Raw genomic sequence first — 19,374 nt, forward strand, 5'->3', positions numbered from 1 at the left:
AATGGCATAAAATAAAGTTCAATGCTTTTATTGTGGCTGGGCACCTTCCATTGTTTGGCCACTGTTATCTGCTGTTTGGGTCACATCACTTTTAAGATCAAGCAATATGTTCTGATTATCGATCCACACTAGCGTATCGTAGTAACGGCGAATACTGTCGACATAGTGTACGGCTTCATTGCCGCGGGCGTAGCCGTATCGAGTCTTTTTGTAGTGTTTTCTTTTTTGTAACAGCGGTAATACTTCTTTAATGTCACGCCAAGCACTGGGGTTAAGTCCCATCGATTGCGCCAGTTTCCTTGCATCTTCAACGTGACCAAAACCAATATTATAAGAGGCAAGGGCAAACCACATACGCTGACTCTCGGGGATCGACTCAGGCAAGCGTTCGAGCATGCTGTTGAGGTACTTGGCACCACCTTGAATACTTTGGTACGGATCAAGCCTATTCTCAATTCCAACTTGTTTGGCGGTCGGAAGGGTGAGCATCATCAGTCCGCGTACACCAGTAGGTGAGCGGGCATTAGGGTTCCAGTGCGATTCTTGATATGCGGTCGCGGCGAGTTTACGCCAGTCGATATCGCCAGCATACTTTTCAAAGGTTTCTTGATACTTGGGTAGCTTATTATCGATAGCACGGATAAAGGCACGGGTATCGACATAGTCAAAACGTCTAACGTGGGCAAAGTACTTTTCATTTAAATGGGCAAGGGTGCCGCTGCGTTTTTCTATGTGCCAAAATGCCAGCAACTTACTCATTAAGCGGTCGCTATTGTTAGGTGGCAGTAGCCATACGACCGGTTGCTTCTCTTTAAGAACGGCGCCTTCACGTAGTTCAGGCATAAAGCGTCTGTTAATATCTAAACTGGTTGAGTCTGCGATGGTGTACTGTAAGTCTCCACTGGCGATCATCGCCAATAACTCTTCGGAGTCTTTATCCTTTTCCTGTTTCCACATTAGATTAGGGTTGGATTTTTGCAGTTCGCTTAGAGTATCGACAAACGACGAGTCGGTGATAACGGTTATATCGCCCTCGAGATCGTTGATATCTTTTGGTGGTCGTGTGCCTTGCCTATATACCAATACTTGATTTACACGATAGAGCGGAGGGCCTACTCTATATTTTTCTCGTCTTGAAGGCGTGTCAGCCAGACCCGCAGCGATAATATCGATTTTTCCAGCCCTTAGTGCGCCGTATAACTCACTAATGTTGGCAAATGGCATCATCTTCAGCTCAAGGTTGAGATACTTAGCGAATCTTGCTGCCATCTCATAATCGTAACCAGATTCACCCTGACCGGAGCTAAAATAGATTTGAGGACCAAATAAGGTGCCGACGACTAACTCTGTTTTTGGTTCAATGACTGCCACTTGCTTTTGTTCCACGACGACCTTCTGGCATGCAGCCAGTAAGGTTATACAGCAGAAAATAAGGCAAAGCTTTTTTATCATTACTATTAGTTAGCGCTTAAAATATAAGGGAATTATGGTTTATTATATCACAGTATTAAACTGTGCATAAAAAGGGGCGTTTTTCGTAAACACTTGTGTTTTAGTATGACCCCAAATTGAAAGTTTGCTTGATATTTCTACGTCCATTCTACAAAAAATAAGCTGCGCTTTTTTCTATACAGGAAACACTGTTTTGTATAGCGACTGCTAATGCTTTGTGGCAAACATTTCCCTATAATAGCGCCAGATCTGACCCTGCAATTATAATTTATAAGGTGAAAAGACGTGATGGAGATCATCCGCGGAGCCCCTGCACTTTCGGCGTTTAGAGTACAGAAGCTTATGCAAGCTTGTGAGTCGGCTGCACTACCAGTGCGCCAAATCTATGCCGAGTTTATCCACTTAGCTGATTTGAAAGAATCGCTAGAAGAAAATGAAAGTCAACAGCTTGAAAAAATCTTAACCTATGGTCCTGCTATTGAAGCACATCAGCCAGAAGGTAAGCTCCATTTTGTCACGCCCCGTCCTGGTACAATTTCTCCTTGGTCTTCTAAAGCAACCGATATCGCCCACAACTGTGGTCTTGATAAAGTGCTGCGCTTAGAACGTGGTATTGCTTACTACGTTGTTGCCGATGAGTTAACTGCTGCGCAAACCAAATCGCTACTTGAACTGTTACATGACCGCATGGTTGAAGTTGTTGTTAATGACTTTAATGCGGCGGATGTATTGTTTGCTCGCACTGAACCTGCAAAATTTAAAAGCGTTGATATTCTAGGGCAAGGACGTAGCGCGCTCGAGCTGGCGAATACCACCTTAGGACTCGCGCTTGCTGAAGATGAGATTGACTACCTAGTCGAGAATTTCAAGCGTTTAGAGCGTAATCCTAATGATGTTGAGCTTATGATGTTTGCTCAAGCAAACTCTGAGCATTGTCGTCATAAGATCTTTAATGCTGATTGGACAATCGATGGCGAGGTTCAGCCAAAGTCCTTGTTCAAGATGATTAAGAACACTTTTGAGACTACACCTGAAAATGTACTTTCTGCTTATAAAGATAATGCTGCGGTAATGACGGGCTCAACAGCGGGTCGTTTCTTCCCTAAGCAAGATGGAGTATATGGCTATCACACTGAGCCAATGCATATCTTAATGAAGGTTGAAACCCATAACCACCCAACAGCAATTAGCCCATATCCAGGTGCGGCAACCGGCAGTGGTGGTGAAATTCGTGATGAAGGTGCGACAGGGCGAGGCTCTAAGCCAAAAGCTGGCTTAACTGGATTTAGCGTTTCAAACCTTAAAATTCCAGGTTTTGTACAGCCATGGGAAGCCGATTACGGTAAACCAGACCGCATTGTGACCGCGCTTGATATTATGACTGAAGGCCCACTTGGTGGCGCAGCATTTAACAATGAGTTCGGTCGCCCAGCGCTTGTGGGTTATTTCCGAACTTACGAGCAGGAAGTGAATAGTCACAACGGTGTTGAAGTTCGTGGTTACCACAAGCCGATAATGTTGGCGGGTGGTTTAGGTAATATTCGCGAAGAGCATGTCCAAAAAGGCGAGATCACTGTAGGTGCAAAATTGGTTGTACTCGGTGGCCCTGCAATGAATATCGGTCTAGGTGGCGGCGCGGCGTCTTCGATGACATCTGGCCAATCAAGCGAAGATCTAGATTTTGCTTCGGTGCAGCGTGAAAACCCAGAGATGGAACGTCGCTGTCAGGAAGTTATCGACCGTTGCTGGCAGATGGGTGACGCAAACCCAATCCAGTTTATTCATGATGTGGGCGCAGGCGGCTTGTCGAATGCTTTCCCTGAGCTGGTTGATGACGGCGGACGTGGCGGTAACTTTGAGCTGCGTAGAGTGCCTTCTGACGAGCCAGGTATGAGCCCATTAGAGATCTGGTGTAACGAGTCGCAAGAGCGCTATGTTATGTCAATTGCACCAGAGAATTTAGCTGTATTTACTGCGATTTGTCAGCGTGAACGTGCACCATTTGCAGTAGTTGGTGTGGCAACTGAAGAGCGTGAGTTAATCCTTAGCGATGAGCACTTCGAAAACCATCCAATTGAACTTCCTTTAGAAGTGCTTTTAGGCAAAGCGCCTAAGATGAGCCGTGACGTTGTGAGCGCGAAAGCTAACTCAAGCGCATTGGATCAAAGTGATATTGCAGTTAAAGAAGCTGCACATCGTTTACTTCGCTTGCCAACCATTGCTGAAAAAACCTTCCTTATCACCATTGGTGACAGAACCGTAACGGGCTTAGTTAACCGCGACCAAATGGTTGGCCCTTGGCAGGTGCCCGTTGCGGATTGCGCCGTGACGGCTGCTAGTTATGATTCATATGTCGGTGAAGCTATGTCGATTGGTGAGCGTACTCCGCTGGCACTGCTCGACTTTGGCGCATCAGCACGTATGGCGGTAGCTGAGTCTATTTTGAATATCGCCGGTACTGATATTGGTTCATTCAAGCGCATTAAGCTTTCTGCTAACTGGATGTCGCCAGCAGGTCACCCTGGTGAAGATGCCGGCCTTTATGAAGCCGTTAAAGCAATTGGTGAAGAGCTTTGTCCTGATTTGTCACTGACCATTCCAGTTGGTAAAGACTCGATGTCGATGAAGACTGCCTGGGAAGACAACGGCGTACAAAAAGCCGTGACTTCGCCAATGTCGCTAGTTATTACCGCTTTTGGTGTGGTACAAGATGTTCGAAATACAGTAACGCCAGAACTGCGCAGCGATAAAGGTGACAGTGAACTGTTGCTGCTTGATCTAGGTCTTGGACAAAATCGTCTTGGTGGCTCTTGTTTAGCACAGGTATACAGCGAACTGGGTGATATCGCCCCAGATCTTGATAACTCTGCGACGTTGAAAGGCTTCTTTGAAGTGATTCAGCCACTAGTCGCAGACCAGTCAATTCTTGCTTATCACGACAGAAGTGATGGTGGTTTATACACCACTCTAGTTGAGATGGCGTTTGCTGGACACACTGGCCTAAATGTTGATTTGAGTGCGTTAACAGGTACTGATGTTGAGCGTTTATTTAACGAAGAGCTTGGCGCTGTTATCCAAGTTCGCCGTGAAGATTCCGCAGCCATTAGTGCGAAGTTTAATGCTGCAGGTGTAGCTTGTCATAAGGTGGCTGAGCTGACTGATACAGATCAAATTGCTATCTTTGATGGTGAGCGTGAAGTGTTAACGGAAACGCGTACCTCACTGCGTACTATTTGGGCTGAAACGACTTATCGCATGCAGTCACTGCGTGATAACCCTGAGTGTGCTAAAGAGGAACATGCGCTTAAGCAAGACGCTAATGACTTAGGTCTTACCGTTGATTTGAGCTTTGATCCAAGCGAAGATGTTGCTGCACCATTTATCTTAAAAGGTGCTGCGCCTAAGATGGCGATTTTGCGTGAGCAAGGCGTTAACTCCCATATCGAAATGGCAGCGGCATTTGATCGTGCAGGCTTTGAGTCTAAAGATGTGCACATGAGTGATATTCTGAGTGGCCGCATTAGTTTAGAGGAGTTCCAAGGTCTTGTGGCTTGTGGTGGTTTCTCATACGGTGACGTACTTGGCGCGGGTGAAGGCTGGGCTAAGTCTATCTTGTTTAATGCGCGTGCTCGTGAGCAGTTTAGTCAGTTCTTCGAACGCGATGATAGCTTCTCATTAGGTGTTTGTAATGGTTGTCAGATGCTGTCTAACCTAAAAGACATCATTCCTGGCACCGATTTGTGGCCACACTTTGTACGTAACCGCTCTGAGCGTTTTGAAGCACGCTTTAGTTTGGTTGAAGTACAAAAGAGCCCATCGTTATTCTTCCAAGGTATGGAAGGCTCGCGTATGCCGATTGCTGTTTCTCACGGTGAGGGACGTGCTGAGTTTGCATCACCAGAGGCATTAGCTGCTGCTGAAGCGTCAGGGACTATTGCACTGCGCTATGTGGATGGTAATGGTCAGATAGCCACTCAGTACCCACAAAACCCTAACGGTTCGCCGAATGCAATTACAGCATTGAGCTCGACCGATGGCCGTGTAACGATCATGATGCCGCATCCTGAGCGTGTATTTAGAACGGTTGCTAACTCATGGCACCCTGATTCATGGGGTGAAGATAGCCCATGGATGAGAATGTTCCGTAACGTTAGAAAATCAATTGGTTAATTAGTATTAGCGTATAAATGCGCTAGTATTAACTGCTTATGAGGCTCCTAAATATTAGGAGCCTTTTTTATGGATAAGATTTAGCTGAAAAAAAGTAAAGCTAAACAGCGCATTAGTTTAAGTTTAGTGATGCATGTAATACTAAATTAATTGGTTTTGTAGCAATGACATGAAGTGAGGGGGTTAGGTTTACTTATAGTCAGTTACTGATTGGAAACAGTTCGACAGGAGATTGATTCGGGTTGTCATTTTGTCACATAAAAAAGCCCCCTTTAATACTAAGGAGGGCCGCTTTGCGCTAACAAAACTTCAAGATTTAATCTTGCAAAGAGAGCTTGGCTTAAAGCTCTCTTGAGGTATAAAGCTCAACGAAAACACGCTGGTAGCTGCTAACTAGACGCTCAAAAAATGTATTCATAATGGTAACTCCACGTTTAAATGTTGATGATAAGCGGAGTCAGTCTATCCGGGCTACTTCACCGGGTTAACTTGACCGTCTCCTTAACTTGGTGCTCATTTTAGGTGAGTGAATTATTTATATCAAACGAGAAAAAATGCTATTTGAGATTAGTTTTTCTAATGTGTGTTTACTGTTTTGGTTGACTGCTGGTTCTTTAGTGTGGCTTAAGTGGTTGTTGTTACTAGTGATTTTGCTTTTTAGTGGCTATACCTGTAATGATTAGGGTTAAATAATCTGGCTCAAGTTATGATAATAACTTGTTAAAAGTGGCTTTGAGTGGAATATTGTTTTTAAACATCTAAAAATAACTGTCTATATGCATTTTAGTTTCTCCCTAGCATGGGTGGAGTATACTGTCAATGATGGGGTGGGTGGATTTGTGTACTCCCCCTCAAAACCCATGCAAAGCAAATGCATTGATTGATTTGAATCAATTTTGAATGGTATAAATTCATTACTGAAACCCTCGTTTTGCATTGCAAGTAACTGATATTACTTATTTGTTATCAAAAAACTTGCCTAGGTGAGACGGTGATCACAATAATTGTCTTTATTGAGATGTTACGCTGCAGGTTGTCAGTGTTTTTGGCTTTAAATTACACAAATTATGAATTAAACAACGAAACGCAGCCAAATAGGCCTTTTTGAAGAAGAGGGCTTAAGTGTCTGCATTAATATTCCTATATAGGCAGTTATGATTGTTGATGGGGATCTAACAATAATAATTGGACGCACTACCTAAGGAGTCACAAATGATTTTAGAAGAGGTTGTTGAGCTGTCGCGCTTTCAGTTTGCGATGACGGCCATGTATCACTTCCTATTTGTTCCCTTGACCTTGGGGTTAGCATTTTTGCTAGCCATTATGGAATCACTTTATGTGATGACCAATAAGCAGATCTATAAAGATATGACCAAGTTCTGGGGTAAGTTATTCGGTATCAACTTTGCACTCGGCGTAGCAACTGGTTTGGCGATGGAGTTCCAGTTCGGTACGAACTGGTCCTACTATTCGCATTACGTCGGTGACATTTTTGGTGCACCGCTAGCGATTGAAGGCTTGATGGCTTTCTTCCTCGAATCGACATTAGTCGGTATGTTCTTCTTTGGTTGGGATCGCTTTAGCAAACGCCAACATCTTGCTGTTACTTGGTTAGTCGCTCTAGGCTCAAACATGTCAGCATTGTGGATCTTGGTGGCTAACGGTTGGATGCAAAACCCAGTAGGGTCTGTATTCAACTATGAAACCATGCGCATGGAGATGACTAGTTTTGCTGAAGTAATATTTAACCCTGTAGCGCAGGTGAAGTTTGTTCACACTGTTGCATCGGGTTATGTTGCTGGCGCAATGTTCGTGTTGTCGATCAGTGCTTACTACATCTTGAAGAAGCGTGATTTGCCTTTTGCTCGTCGCTCATTTGCTATTGCAGCAAGCTTCGGCATGGCTTCTATTCTTTCTGTTATCGTACTGGGTGACGAATCAGGCTATAAAGTCGGTGAAGTACAACGTGTTAAGTTAGCTGCTATTGAAGCTGAATGGCACACTGAGCCTGCACCAGCTGCATTTACTGCGGTAGGTTTCCCTAATCAAGAAACACAGCACACTGACTATGCAATTAAAATTCCTTACGCGATGGGGATCATTGCTACGCGTTCACTTGATGAGCAAGTTACCGGAATTAAAGATCTGATTTCAGAGCACGAAGTACGGATCCGTAATGGCATGGTGGCCTATGGCCTGCTTGAACAGCTTCGCGCAGGAAACGAAACTCCTGAAATTAGAGCTGCATTTGAAGAGTCGAAAGTGGATCTTGGCTACGGTCTATTGCTGAAGCGCTATACCGATAAAGTGGTTGATGCAACGGATGAGCAAATTAAAGCGGCAGCTGATGACTCTATTCCAAACGTAGCGCCTATGTTCTGGTCTTTCCGTGTCATGGTTGGTGCAGGAATGATTATGTTGTTAGTGTTTGCCGCAGCATTCTGGCAAAGCACACGTCATCAAATCGAAGAGAAAAAATGGGTACTTAAAGCCGCGCTTTACAGTCTACCTCTACCATGGATCGCCATTGAATGTGGTTGGTTCGTTGCTGAGTATGGCCGTCAACCGTGGACAATTTCAGAAGTATTACCGACCTTTATGTCAGCTTCTAGCTTGTCGGTTAATGACCTATTGTTCAGTATCATTTCGATTACCGTATTCTATTCAATCTTGCTTGTGATTGAGCTTTATCTAATGATTAAGTTTGCTCGTAAAGGACCTAGTTGTTTGAAAACTGGTCGTTATCACTTTGAAAAGCTTGATGCCTAAACTGGAGATCTGATTATGTTTGATTATGAAATGTTAAGATTCATCTGGTGGGCACTGATTGGCGTGCTGTTCATCGGTTTTGCTGTCACCGACGGTTTTGATATGGGTGTGGGTGCGTTGCTGCCAATTATTGGTAAAGACGATACCGACAGACGTATCATGATTAACTCAATCGCCCCACATTGGGATGGTAACCAAGTTTGGTTGATCACCGCTGGTGGCGCACTGTTTGCTGCTTGGCCTATGGTCTACGGTGTGTCATTTTCGGGTTTTTACGTCGCAATGATGTTGGTATTATTTGCGTTGTTCCTAAGACCTGTAGGCTTTGACTACCGTTCTAAGATTGAAGATCCAAGATGGCGTAAGTCTTGGGACTGGGCGTTATTTGTTGGTGGTTTTGTACCGCCACTGATTATCGGTGTGGCATTTGGTAATTTATTGCAAGGGGTACCGTTTAACTTTGACGAATACCTTCGTGCAACCTACCACGGTGGCTTCTTCGGTCTACTGAATCCATTTGGGATACTTGCTGGCTTAGTGTGTGTGAGTATGTTTATGTTGCAAGGTTCTACTTGGCTACAGATGAAGACAGAAGGTGAGCTACGCGAACGTGCTGCTAAGATGTCACAACTATTGTCTGTACTGTTGTTTGTGTTCTTTGGTGCTGCAGGCGTATGGTTAATCAACGGTATTGATGGTTATGTGATTACCTCTGCTATCGACACGGCTGGTTTATCAGATCCAACGTTGAAGACTGTGGCTATTGAAGCTGGCGCATGGTTAGTGAACTACGATAAGTATCCAGTGACTATGCTGTTCCCTGTATTGGGTTTACTGATGCCTATCTTGGTACTGCTATCAAGCCGCATGAATCGTTCAGGTTTTGCGTTCTTCTTTAGCTCAATAGGTATTGCTGCTGTTATCTTAACGTGTGGCGCAGCGATGTTCCCATTTGTTATGCCGTCGTCACTTGAGCCAAACGTGAGTTTGACTATGTGGGATGCGACGGCGAGTGAAGTATCGCTAACCGTTATGACGTGGGCTGCAATCATCTTCGTACCGATTGTATTGAGCTACACTGTTTGGACTTACTTGAAGATGTTTGGTCGCTTGTCGCGTCAGTTCATTGAAAAGAATAAGACTTCACTCTACTAATAAGGAGCTTAAACTATGTGGTATTTTGCTTGGATTTTAGGCGTATTGTTAGCCTGCTCCTTCGGTATTATCAATGCACTTTGGCTTGAAAATACAGAGAATATGGATCGTGAAGTTGAGTCTGAAGATTAATTTCTAGCTCAATGACGTACTGATAAAGCCCCGCAATTGCGGGGGCTTTTTGTTGACTATGGCTTCACTCTAAAATAAGTCGACTCTTTGGGGTTTTATCCATGAAGTTAGAAACTGCTAAAACGTAAGGTCTGCAAAACGATTCTAATCGCTGTGATGAATATGCCGAGATAAGTTAAGTACAGGTGGCTTTTAGGTGAGAGCAAAAATGGTTTCAAGGTACTGCTTAGCATCTGTTTTAAGGGGATAAAGAACATCTTTGGCAATAAGCCGGCACAAAATAGCATGACAGAAGCACCTATATGAACCAACAGACTATCGAATTTCAGCTCGGCGTTGAGGTAGTTATAACTTGTTATGCTGACAAGGGTAAAGCTGGCGCTCCAACAGAATATGGTCACTAGTATCCCCGTGCTACTTGAAGATGCAGGATTCAGTGGGAGTTTAATAGGCTTTAATCACAGGTTCATTGCTCCATGCTGAACCTAAGCACCTACATCCATGTAGGCGAGGCATTGATTGCCATTAATGGTAGTTCCCTTAATAAAATTAATAACACAGAGTAAAGTCCATGCTTTTTATATAAGAAACGCCCATCCAAGAAGGCTTTGTGCCAACCCACTTCGTTGTTGCAATAACTTAAAAGGGAATAACCATTTCTATGTCAATGCGCCTAGAATTGAACTGGCACAATGCCTCTTATACCAATTGCATTAAAAGTTTGACCATTCAGCGGGAATTCAAAACGCTGTAGGCAAGTAGTGGGGTTTGAGCTAATAGTTATTCTCGGCTCTGGCATCCTGCTTCGCTCTCGATAATTGCTCCTGCATTATTCTACCTTCGACCATCCTTGGTCTCGTACCTCCTAAATCTGACCGCCAAGGAGGGCCGGAATGCCTTATTTTGTATGGAACAAAATAGACCATTTAGTCGTATATCCAAATCCCATAGCGAAGCATACAGCGTTTGCCAATTTGTTTAACCTCAGCCGCACTACGTGAGCCCCTCAGTCTTTCCACTTCTGCTTTGCATTGGCTTAAAAGGGAATAACCATTTCTTTACCGATGCGCTTTGAATTGAAAAGACTGAGGGGTTCTGAACTGGCCAAATACTTAATGCAATTGGTATTAAACGAGCATCTTCAAGTAGAACGGGGACTTATCTTTAAAATGTAAATCTGGCATTAACACTCCTTGTTAATCTATCGTATTGATGATGTCAATTCTTCATACTGATTGGAATCAACTAGTTACGATAGCATCTTCTGTCGCAGGGATTAAATGGATATTTTACTTTGAAAGGTGTTGAGAGATGATTGAACACTGTCGACAGTTATTCAAAAGAAAAGGCAACAGAAATGATGCTGTTGCCTTTAGGCTGCTGGCGATGAACTATAGCCCTTGGTTATCGGGTGATTATAGGGCCAGTAGCAATACGCTAGGCCTTAAATACACTAATTTTTTGTTTGATATCATTGGCGATAATAGCAAGGCTTTCTGCTGAATCCACGGTATCACCTGAGCGCTGTTCACCATCTCTAGCCAGCTCAGTGATCTGGTGTAGGTTTCGAGTGATCTCTTCAGCTACAGCGCTTTGCTGCTCGGTAGCACTGGCAATACTGCTTGAGGCTGTTGCAAGTTCACCAATACTTTCGGTAATAGTGATTAATAGCTCTGTAGCTTCTTTGCCCTGTATTGCAGAGCGATCACCAAGCTCATTGCTTTGGTTCATTTGGTCGGCAGTCGCTTTAACCTGAGTTTGCAGTTGAGCAATGGTTTGCGATATTTCAGAGGTTGAGGTTTGTGTTCGTTGGGCTAGGGTACGAACCTCATCGGCAACAACTGCAAAACCACGACCTTGTTCACCCGCGCGAGCCGCTTCAATGGCGGCGTTGAGTGCGAGCAAGTTAGTTTGTTCAGCAATACTATTAATGACTTCAGTGACCTGACTAATGGCGATGCTTTCTTTACTAACAAGTTCGACACTCGTATGGCTGGTTGCTAACTGCTGGCTCAGTGCTTCTAAGCCATGTAATAATTGCTCCAAATGTTGCTTACCGTCTTGGCTTGCTACATCAACTTGCTGACTCATGTTTGCGCCTTCACTTGCATGATTCGCGACATCACGAACCGATGCAGACATCTCCTCGATAGCGGTGGCTATTTGATCGGTTTGCGCCATTAACGCCTGCGACTCTTCGCCATTCAATCTTGCGGTTTCTTGAGTTTGCATCGAATGCGCTTGCAAAGAGGTCACTGATTGCTGCAGCGAAATAATTAGCTCTCTTAAGTTTGTTGCCATGCGAGACGCACTTTGGGTGATCTGATCGACCTCATTTTTTGAATTTGGATCTGTTTGAGCAAAAGACTGCGAAAGATCGCCTTTGCCCAAGTTCTCTAGTTGCACTTCCAACGCGCTAAGAGGTTTTAGTGTTCTCAGTAAGATTAATGACAGCAGTAGAGTAATAACCAGCAAACCAATAATACTCACGGTAACATTTATAGTTAGTAGCTGGCCGCTCTCTTCGTTAAGCTCTTTCATTGGCACTTGACCAACGAGTGCCCAGTTCCAACCAGGGATATTAAGAGTATAAGCGTAGGACATCGCACCGTTATTATTGCGGTACTCAAATGAGCCCTTATCCATTAACGCCTGTTCAACAGTGATCCCGTTAAGCACCTGACTGTTGATTTCAATACCGACCTCATTTCCCGGGTGCGCCACGATAGTATTGTCTGATTTACGTATAATGAGGAAGCTACCAGACTCTTCTAGCCGTAAACTGTTAGTTGCCTGACGTAGCTGTGTTAACGACGCACTGATATCAAAACCGATATAGAGAATACCGATAACTTTGCCAGAGGCGCTTTTTATTGGGCGGTACACGGTCATGTAGTCTTTACCAAAGAGACGAGCATAGCCCTCGTAAACCTGCCCATTAAGTAAGGTTAGGTAACCTGGATGGCTTTTTCCAAGATGGGTGCCGAGCGCTCGCTTGCCATCAGCCTTTTTCAAGGAGGTGGCGATACGCATAAAATCTTCGCCATCCCTTACAAATACCGTTGCGTTACCGCCTGTTAGCTTTGAATAACGATCAACCTTACTTTTTGAAGAGTTTATCTGTTCACGCTCATGAACAAGTGCAGGGGTTGATTTGCCCATGACTCGGACCGTTCTATCTGGCTTATGAAAATTCCCTGGATACATGGCTCTAAAAACATCAGCGTTACGGTGGGCAAGCGCTAGTAAACTATCGTATTGCAGCTCGATAAGATCTGCGGTGCCATGCATTTGTGCTTGCAGTGCAGTTTCTGCTTTTTCTGTGAGAACATTTGAGGCCGACATGTAGGAGATGCTGCCCAATATGCCGAAAATGATAATGGTAAGAATAAAAGCGACCAATCCGATTTGTTTGGCCACCGGCCAGTTTTTATAGTTCATGATAGGTTTTAGCTATTAGTAGGAAGTAGCGGTTAATTTAATCGAATTTACAGACAATAAATTTGATATAGGTCTATTAGTTATCGAATTTAGCTCTAAATGCTAATAATTAGTTTTCTTCAGCAGTTAATTTTACGTAACTTATTAATTTTTCGAGTGTATATCAGGTGGGTGTAATGTAAGGAAGCCCTCTAAAGAGAGGGCTTTATGTTGAATTTTTGTTGGAGTTTAATCTGCACAAACTTAATACAATTGGTATTAAGTTTGTGCAAAAGTGTCTAAAGTTTGTGGTTTTTCATCACCTGCGTCTTTTTTGGGTCGCATGATTAAATGATACATAGTTGGCACCCATACTAACGATAGCAGCGTTGTTAGCAGTGTTCCGCCTGCAATCGCTATTGCAAAGGGAGGCCAGAATCCGCCGCCAGCGATAATCAATGGCAGGAAGCCACCTATAGTGGTAATGGTGGTAGAACCGATATGACGGCCGCAGCTGGTGACAAGATCAACATTCACATTGGTATCACCTTCTCGAGTGGCCGGAACCTCCTCTAGCTCAGCTAAAATGACAATCGCAGCATTAATTGCAAGTCCCATCAATCCAAGCAGGCCGATAATGACGGTAAAACCGAACGGGTAACCAAAAGTATAGACGGCAAGTAATCCAAGCCCAGCCGATTGCATCGCGCTAAATAGTATTATGCCGGTAAGTCTAAATGAGTTGAATGACAACACTACAGTGGCAAAGAGTAGCGTGACCACTAACACGAGATTGGACATCAAATTGCCGACCGCTTCATTACGTTTTGCGCTTTCGCCGCCGATCTCAATGCGATAGCCTCCAGGTAACGCAATAGCATCTAGCTTGTCTTTAGCGCGTTCGAGTACTTCTTGCGGCAAGACACCGCTGGTGATGTATGCTTCAATTGTGTTGACTCTTTGTCCGTCTCTGCGGGGGATTGCTCCGCGGCTAACTTCAATTTTGTTGCTTGATATGGCGGATAATGGAATACCATTACCATTGCCCGACACCAACATTAATCCAGATAGTTTTGTTTGTTCTTCGCGGGTACTGTCGTACAACCGTACTCTGATAGGTAGAGATTCTGTTTGCTCTAGAATACTGCCACCATTAATGCCGGTGGTGGCCATTTCAACTTGCTTAGCGATATCGGTTAATGACAAACCGCTCATCAAGCTTGCATCTTCATTGACCTGTAACCAAACCTTAGGAGCACCTGCACTTAATGTGGCGCGAGTATGAATAACATCAGTGGTGTCACTGAGCACCTTTCTGACTTGTTCACCGAGCAATTTCAGCTGGTCGAGATTGGGGCCAAAAATCCTCAATTCGACAGGGGCATTAAACGGGGGGCCTTGCTCAAGCTTTCTGACAATGATCTGTGCTTGTGGAAAGGCGATGTCGAGCGATTCTTGCAGTTGTGGAATGAGCCTATTTGCAGTATCAAAATCACTGACCTTTACCATCGCTTGGGCATAATGACTGGCTCCTTGCTGACGCTGCAGTAAGTTGTAGTAAAAAGAAGGGGCATTACCGCCAATCACCCAATCTATACGGGTTATACCGTCTGTTTTTCTTAGCTCCTTGTCCATCAACTCCACTTGAATACGAGTATTGTCGACACTGACATGGGGCGCTAAATAAACTTCAATTTGGAACATATCTCTATCTGAAGGCGGAAAGAATTGCTCGGTCATCTTGCCTGCGGCAATAAAGCCCATAATGGGTAGAACACCGATGACAACGGCTGATAGCAGTGGACGAGACAGTGCAAAGGACAAACTGCGTTTAAAGGCGTTACTCAATATGGGCAGTTTAATACCATGGTGGTACCAGTGTGTCCCGTTTCCATCGACGCCAAAACGACCCGCAAGCCCAGCGATAATGGTGTGAGAGATTATAAATGAACCGAGCAGGGCAAACATGACTGATATCGCGATACCACCAACAAACTCCCCCGCAGCGCCAGGCATCAATACAATCGGTGCGAAAGCTAACATGGTGGTAATGGTAGAGCCTGCTAGTGGTAGCCACAAATGCTGTAGCGTCTCTTTCACGGCGCGAATTCTGTCTTGCCCTTGCTGGCGTCGTTGAGAAATAGCATCAACAATAACAATGGCATTATCGACCATGATCCCAAGGGCCACCACTAAACCGGTGACTGACATTTGATGAATCGGTAAGCCGATATACTTCATGCAGGCGAGAGTAAATAGTGCAGTGAGTGGTAGTGAAAGAGAGACAATAATGGCATTTCTGAGGCCGAGGGTTAGCATCAATACTGCAAGAATAATCACGAAACCAAGTAATAGGCTTCCAACCAACCCACTGAGTCGATCTGTCGTGTAATGCTCTTGATCAAATAGCCATTCAATTTCTATATTAGCGGGGATCCCTGCTTGCATTTCATCGACAACAAGGCGCACTTTCTCAAGCCAGAGATCCACGCGAGTATTGTTGAGCATACGGGCTGCAACCATCACCCCTTGCTGCTGCTCAACCAAGGCAATGCTGGTGGCTGGTAATTTCGGTTGTCTGCTAATGGCTGCAATATCGCCTAAACGGATGATTTGGCCGCTGTTGGTGACTTTTAAAGGTACTTCCCTAACGCGAGCCATGGAGTCAAGTTCGCCAGAGACTTCTACCAGCGCTCTAAAATTATTGTTGTTAATCTCGCCAGCAGCTACTTTCGCGTCAGCGTTCTGCAATATTTGAGCTATTCCTTTGGGGGTCAATTGCAGTTGATTAACTTTATGGCCATCAAGTTGAACCAAGATCTCCTCAGTGGGTTGGCCATAAAGTTTGACAAAATTAGTGCCATTTAGCAGTCGAAGTCGACTTTGAAGTTCTTTTGCGTAACGGTTTAACATGTCGGTGCGGACAGCGCCTTCTCCACGCCAAGCAATGCCTAGAATAGCGGTATTCGCGTAGCCAACTTTATCATCGAGAATAGTGTTCTGGGCTGAGGTTGGCAGCAGGCTTTTTGCATCAGAGACCATATCTCTAGCGCGTGACCAAACTGGCGCTGTTTCTAGCACATTATCTTTAAGCTCAAGTTGAATGACCGAGATCCCTGGGCGTGATGTTGATTGCACCAGCTTTAATTCTTCTAGGCGGCGTAGCTCACTTTCCAATACTTCAGTGACCAGTGCTTCAACACGTTCCGCAGAGGCACCAGGGTAGTGAGTGATAACAGAGGCAAAGCGGTTGGTTATATCGGGGTCTTCCATTCGTGGAAGGCTAGATATTGCCCCTAGGCCAGCAACTAATAACAGTGCGATGACCAAGCTAATTAAGCGGCCATTTTCAACTAATGCTTTAACCATTTCGACTACCTCGTTGCTAAGCTAGTTTGGCGAGTGACTATTTGCCCAGCAACTAACTTGTGTAAGCCTTGGTCGACATAGGTTTCGTTAGCACTGATAGCACCATTGATAAAGGCTTTGTCTTTTGAGGTATAGATGATCTCGACATCTCTGCGTTCGACCCTATCACGCTGCTGGCTATCTTGGGTTATGACATAAATGTTCCATAGTCCACGCACGCCATCTGTTAGCGCTGATATTGGCACCCAATAACCAGCAGTCTCAATATCGTGTTGATAACTGAAATAACTGAGCTCACCATTGATGACCTCCGCATCTTTCGGCAGTGTCACTCGAAGTTCTACTGTACGAGTAACTGGGTCTAACTCGGCGCCTATACCGGCAATTATACCTTGGTAGAACTTATCTCTAACGCGTAAATTAACGGTTTTGCCACTGCTTAAGTTGTTTGATACAGCAACAGGAACGCCAATATAGGCTTGTACATTGTTGTGCTGAACTAAAGTAAATACAGGACTGCCCAAACCGATCACTTCACCGAGGTTATGGCGACGTTTACTAATGCTGCCATTAAAGGGAGCTAGCAGATCTGACTTTTGTATCTTGAGTTGATTGGCCTGTAAAGAGGCTATTAAACGGCTTTTGGCTGCTTGCAAACTGCTTAGTTGACCTTTTAACTCATCAAGTTGCTGCTCTGAAGCGTAGCCCTGTTTCTTTAATTTTAAGCTTCTATTTAAGGTTGCAGTCGCTAAGTCTAGATCAGCCTTATTTTGTGCAAGACTGGCGTTGAGTTCTCTCTTTTCCGCCTGCAATAATCGGGTGTCTAGTTGTGCTAACAATTGCCCTTTGGCGACAGTATCTCCACTGTCGACCAACAGCGCATTAATTTTCCCTGCTAACTCAAAACCCACGCCAGTGGTGTTTCCTGCGCGGATAGTGCCTGAAAATTCTTGCGAGTAGGGGTAAGAAGATTCGGCTACTAATTCACTACTACTCACGGATTGATAACTCGGGGTATCTAAGACGGCAACGGGAGCATCTTGGCATGCAGTTAAAAAGCTAACAGCAACTATGCTTGCGATAAGCCTACGACGAGTTAAAACTCTCATAATATCCATTTTATAAAATCCGTTTGAGTTAAGTTAATGGTTAACACAGCGTAAAGGAAACGTTAAACTAGACTGTCTAGTCTATTTTGTAAGAACTAGACTGTCCAGTCCATTTTGTGATTAAATAGCTTAACTGATATTTTTCAGCAGCCTAAAAAGAGCGTAAATGCCAATGAATACACCTGTGATGAGCCGTAGCGAGCAAAAAAGAGACCAAATTTTACTTGCGGCTAAAGAGCTTTTTTGTGAACAAGGCTTTCCGAACACCAGTATGGATGAGGTGGCGAAGCTTGCTGGGGTGTCTAAGCAAACTGTGTATTCTCACTTTGGCTGTAAAGATGACCTGTTTGTGGCATCGATAGAATCCAAATGCATTATGCACGGGGTTAACGATGAAATGTTGGCCGATCCATCGACACCGGAAACCACCTTAGCCATGTTTGCTAAACACTTTGGCGAAGTGATCACCAGTCCTGAAGCGATTACCGTGTTTAAAGCCTGTGTGTCGCAAGCTGATACTCATCCAGAGATCTCCAAATTATTTTATAGTGCAGGCCCTGAGAACATATTGGGCTTGTTAAGTGACTATTTTATTAAGGTGGCTGAATTAGGGAATTACCAGTTTGATAACCCTCACCATTGTGCTGTTCGCTTTTGCTTATTGATGTTTGGTGAGATGCGAATGAAGCAGGAGTTAGGGCTGGATATTACTGAACTATTGCCTGACAGAGAGGAATATCTTAGCGGTAGCGTTGAAATGTTCTTAAGTGCTTATAAGACAAATTAAGTTTTAACTTTTTTTCTGTTACAAAGTGATCCTATTTTCATTAACAAACGTAAGTTAGAGTCAGAATAACAATTATAGATTGTCTCCTTTTCCGCTAATGGAGTTAGCATGCAAATAAAACCGATATTACTAACCTCAATGGTTCTCTCCACTATGGCATTTTCATCATATGTACATGCCAAACCGGGCAAACAGTATTCACCATTAAGTGTTAGCGTATCTCGAATAGCGACAGGCACTGCGGCTGTGGGTGAGCAGGGCAATGAACTACAGCGTGATCAGTGGATGTTTGATCTGAAAACGGGGATGCCACTGAATAAGCAGTGGATGATTGCTGCAAAGCTTGGTTACGACAACCTCGATTATGACTGGACATCTACTAGTATTGCGAGTCAACAGACTTGGGACAAGATTGAACGGTACCGCGCCAGTGTTTCTTTGTCTTATCGACCAGATGAGCATTGGATGTTCATGTTAGCTCCTAAGATCCAGTACGCTGCGTCAGACAATGCATCTTTGAGCAATGCGCAAAGTTATGGTGCATTTTTATCAGCAATGTACCGTTTTGGTTCTGGCAATATGATTGGTTTTGGCGTCGGTTACCTAAATGATATTGATGAGGTAAGAACGGTGCCTTTTATCGCTGTTAACTGGCAAATTACTGAAAAGCTTAAGTTAGGCAATCCATTCTCAGCAGGGTTTAGTGGCCCAGCAGGTCTTGAATTGAGCTATGCCATGAACCCTGACTGGGATTTTGGTGTAGGAACATCTAAAAGAACCAACCGCTTCTTGATAGCTGATGATGAAGAGACCGCTGAAATTGATGAATGGGTTAGTTTTGCACGCGTCGGTTGGAAGGTTAACTCATCATTTAGCGTTAACGGATACGCTGGATACTTTTTTAATGGTGAACTTGAATTGAATCCGCAAAATAGTAAAGAAGAGATTGAAAACCAAGGCGCATTGGCCTTGGATCTCACTTACAAATTTTAAACCCGATTCGTTTGAAAG

Annotated in this window: 10 protein-coding genes; 6 read left to right on the forward strand and 4 right to left on the reverse strand. The window is 44.2% G+C overall.

The features are described 5' to 3' along the window. Nucleotides 1–27: 27 nt before the first annotated feature. Nucleotides 28–1,452 carry a membrane-bound lytic murein transglycosylase MltF gene (gene mltF / locus SWP_RS06510; RefSeq protein WP_044555732.1) on the reverse strand — a complete coding sequence of 475 codons (1,425 nt, stop codon included), beginning with the start codon at nt 1,450–1,452 and terminating at the stop codon, nt 28–30. Between the two features lie 288 nt (nt 1,453–1,740). Between mltF and purL the strand changes: the two genes are divergently transcribed. The 4 genes from purL to cydX all read left to right on the forward strand — a co-directional run bounded on the left by purL (nt 1,741) and on the right by cydX (nt 9,678). Then, nucleotides 1,741–5,622, forward strand: a complete 3,882-nt coding sequence (gene purL / locus SWP_RS06515; RefSeq protein WP_020911631.1) for a phosphoribosylformylglycinamidine synthase — start codon at nt 1,741–1,743, stop codon at nt 5,620–5,622. Nucleotides 5,623–6,834: 1,212 nt separating this feature from the next. Beyond that, on the forward strand, nt 6,835–8,391 hold the full coding sequence (locus SWP_RS06520; protein ID WP_020911633.1) for a cytochrome ubiquinol oxidase subunit I: 1,557 nt from the start codon (nt 6,835–6,837) through the stop codon (nt 8,389–8,391). Nucleotides 8,392–8,406: 15 nt separating this feature from the next. Beyond that, a complete protein-coding gene (gene cydB / locus SWP_RS06525; RefSeq protein WP_020911634.1) occupies nt 8,407–9,546 on the forward strand; it encodes a cytochrome d ubiquinol oxidase subunit II in 1,140 nt (379 codons plus the stop codon). A 15-nt stretch (nt 9,547–9,561) separates the two neighbouring features. After that, nucleotides 9,562–9,678, forward strand: coding sequence for a cytochrome bd-I oxidase subunit CydX (gene cydX, locus SWP_RS23260; protein WP_020911635.1), 117 nt, complete (start codon nt 9,562–9,564; stop codon nt 9,676–9,678). Between the two features lie 1,437 nt (nt 9,679–11,115). Here the strand turns inward: cydX and SWP_RS06535 are convergent. The 3 genes from SWP_RS06535 to SWP_RS06545 all read right to left on the reverse strand — a co-directional run bounded on the left by SWP_RS06535 (nt 11,116) and on the right by SWP_RS06545 (nt 17,585). Further along, nucleotides 11,116–13,119 carry a methyl-accepting chemotaxis protein gene (locus SWP_RS06535; protein ID WP_020911637.1) on the reverse strand — a complete coding sequence of 668 codons (2,004 nt, stop codon included), beginning with the start codon at nt 13,117–13,119 and terminating at the stop codon, nt 11,116–11,118. Nucleotides 13,120–13,377: 258 nt separating this feature from the next. Next, complete coding sequence (locus SWP_RS06540; protein WP_044555733.1) at nt 13,378–16,467, reverse strand: efflux RND transporter permease subunit; 3,090 nt, start codon at nt 16,465–16,467, stop codon at nt 13,378–13,380. 5 nt (nt 16,468–16,472) lie between these two features. Continuing rightward, nucleotides 16,473–17,585, reverse strand: coding sequence for an efflux RND transporter periplasmic adaptor subunit (locus SWP_RS06545; protein ID WP_020911639.1), 1,113 nt, complete (start codon nt 17,583–17,585; stop codon nt 16,473–16,475). A 163-nt stretch (nt 17,586–17,748) separates the two neighbouring features. On the opposite strand from SWP_RS06545, the gene SWP_RS06550 reads away from it, so the two are divergent. Both SWP_RS06550 and SWP_RS06555 read left to right on the forward strand, forming a co-directional pair. Further along, on the forward strand, nt 17,749–18,363 hold the full coding sequence (locus SWP_RS06550) for a TetR/AcrR family transcriptional regulator (protein WP_143711236.1): 615 nt from the start codon (nt 17,749–17,751) through the stop codon (nt 18,361–18,363). A 108-nt stretch (nt 18,364–18,471) separates the two neighbouring features. After that, complete coding sequence (locus tag SWP_RS06555; protein WP_020911641.1) at nt 18,472–19,356, forward strand: TonB-dependent receptor; 885 nt, start codon at nt 18,472–18,474, stop codon at nt 19,354–19,356. Nucleotides 19,357–19,374 lie beyond the last annotated feature (18 nt).

Origin of the sequence: Shewanella piezotolerans WP3 (assembly GCF_000014885.1) — a bacterium.
Lineage (GTDB): Bacteria > Pseudomonadota > Gammaproteobacteria > Enterobacterales > Shewanellaceae > Shewanella > Shewanella piezotolerans.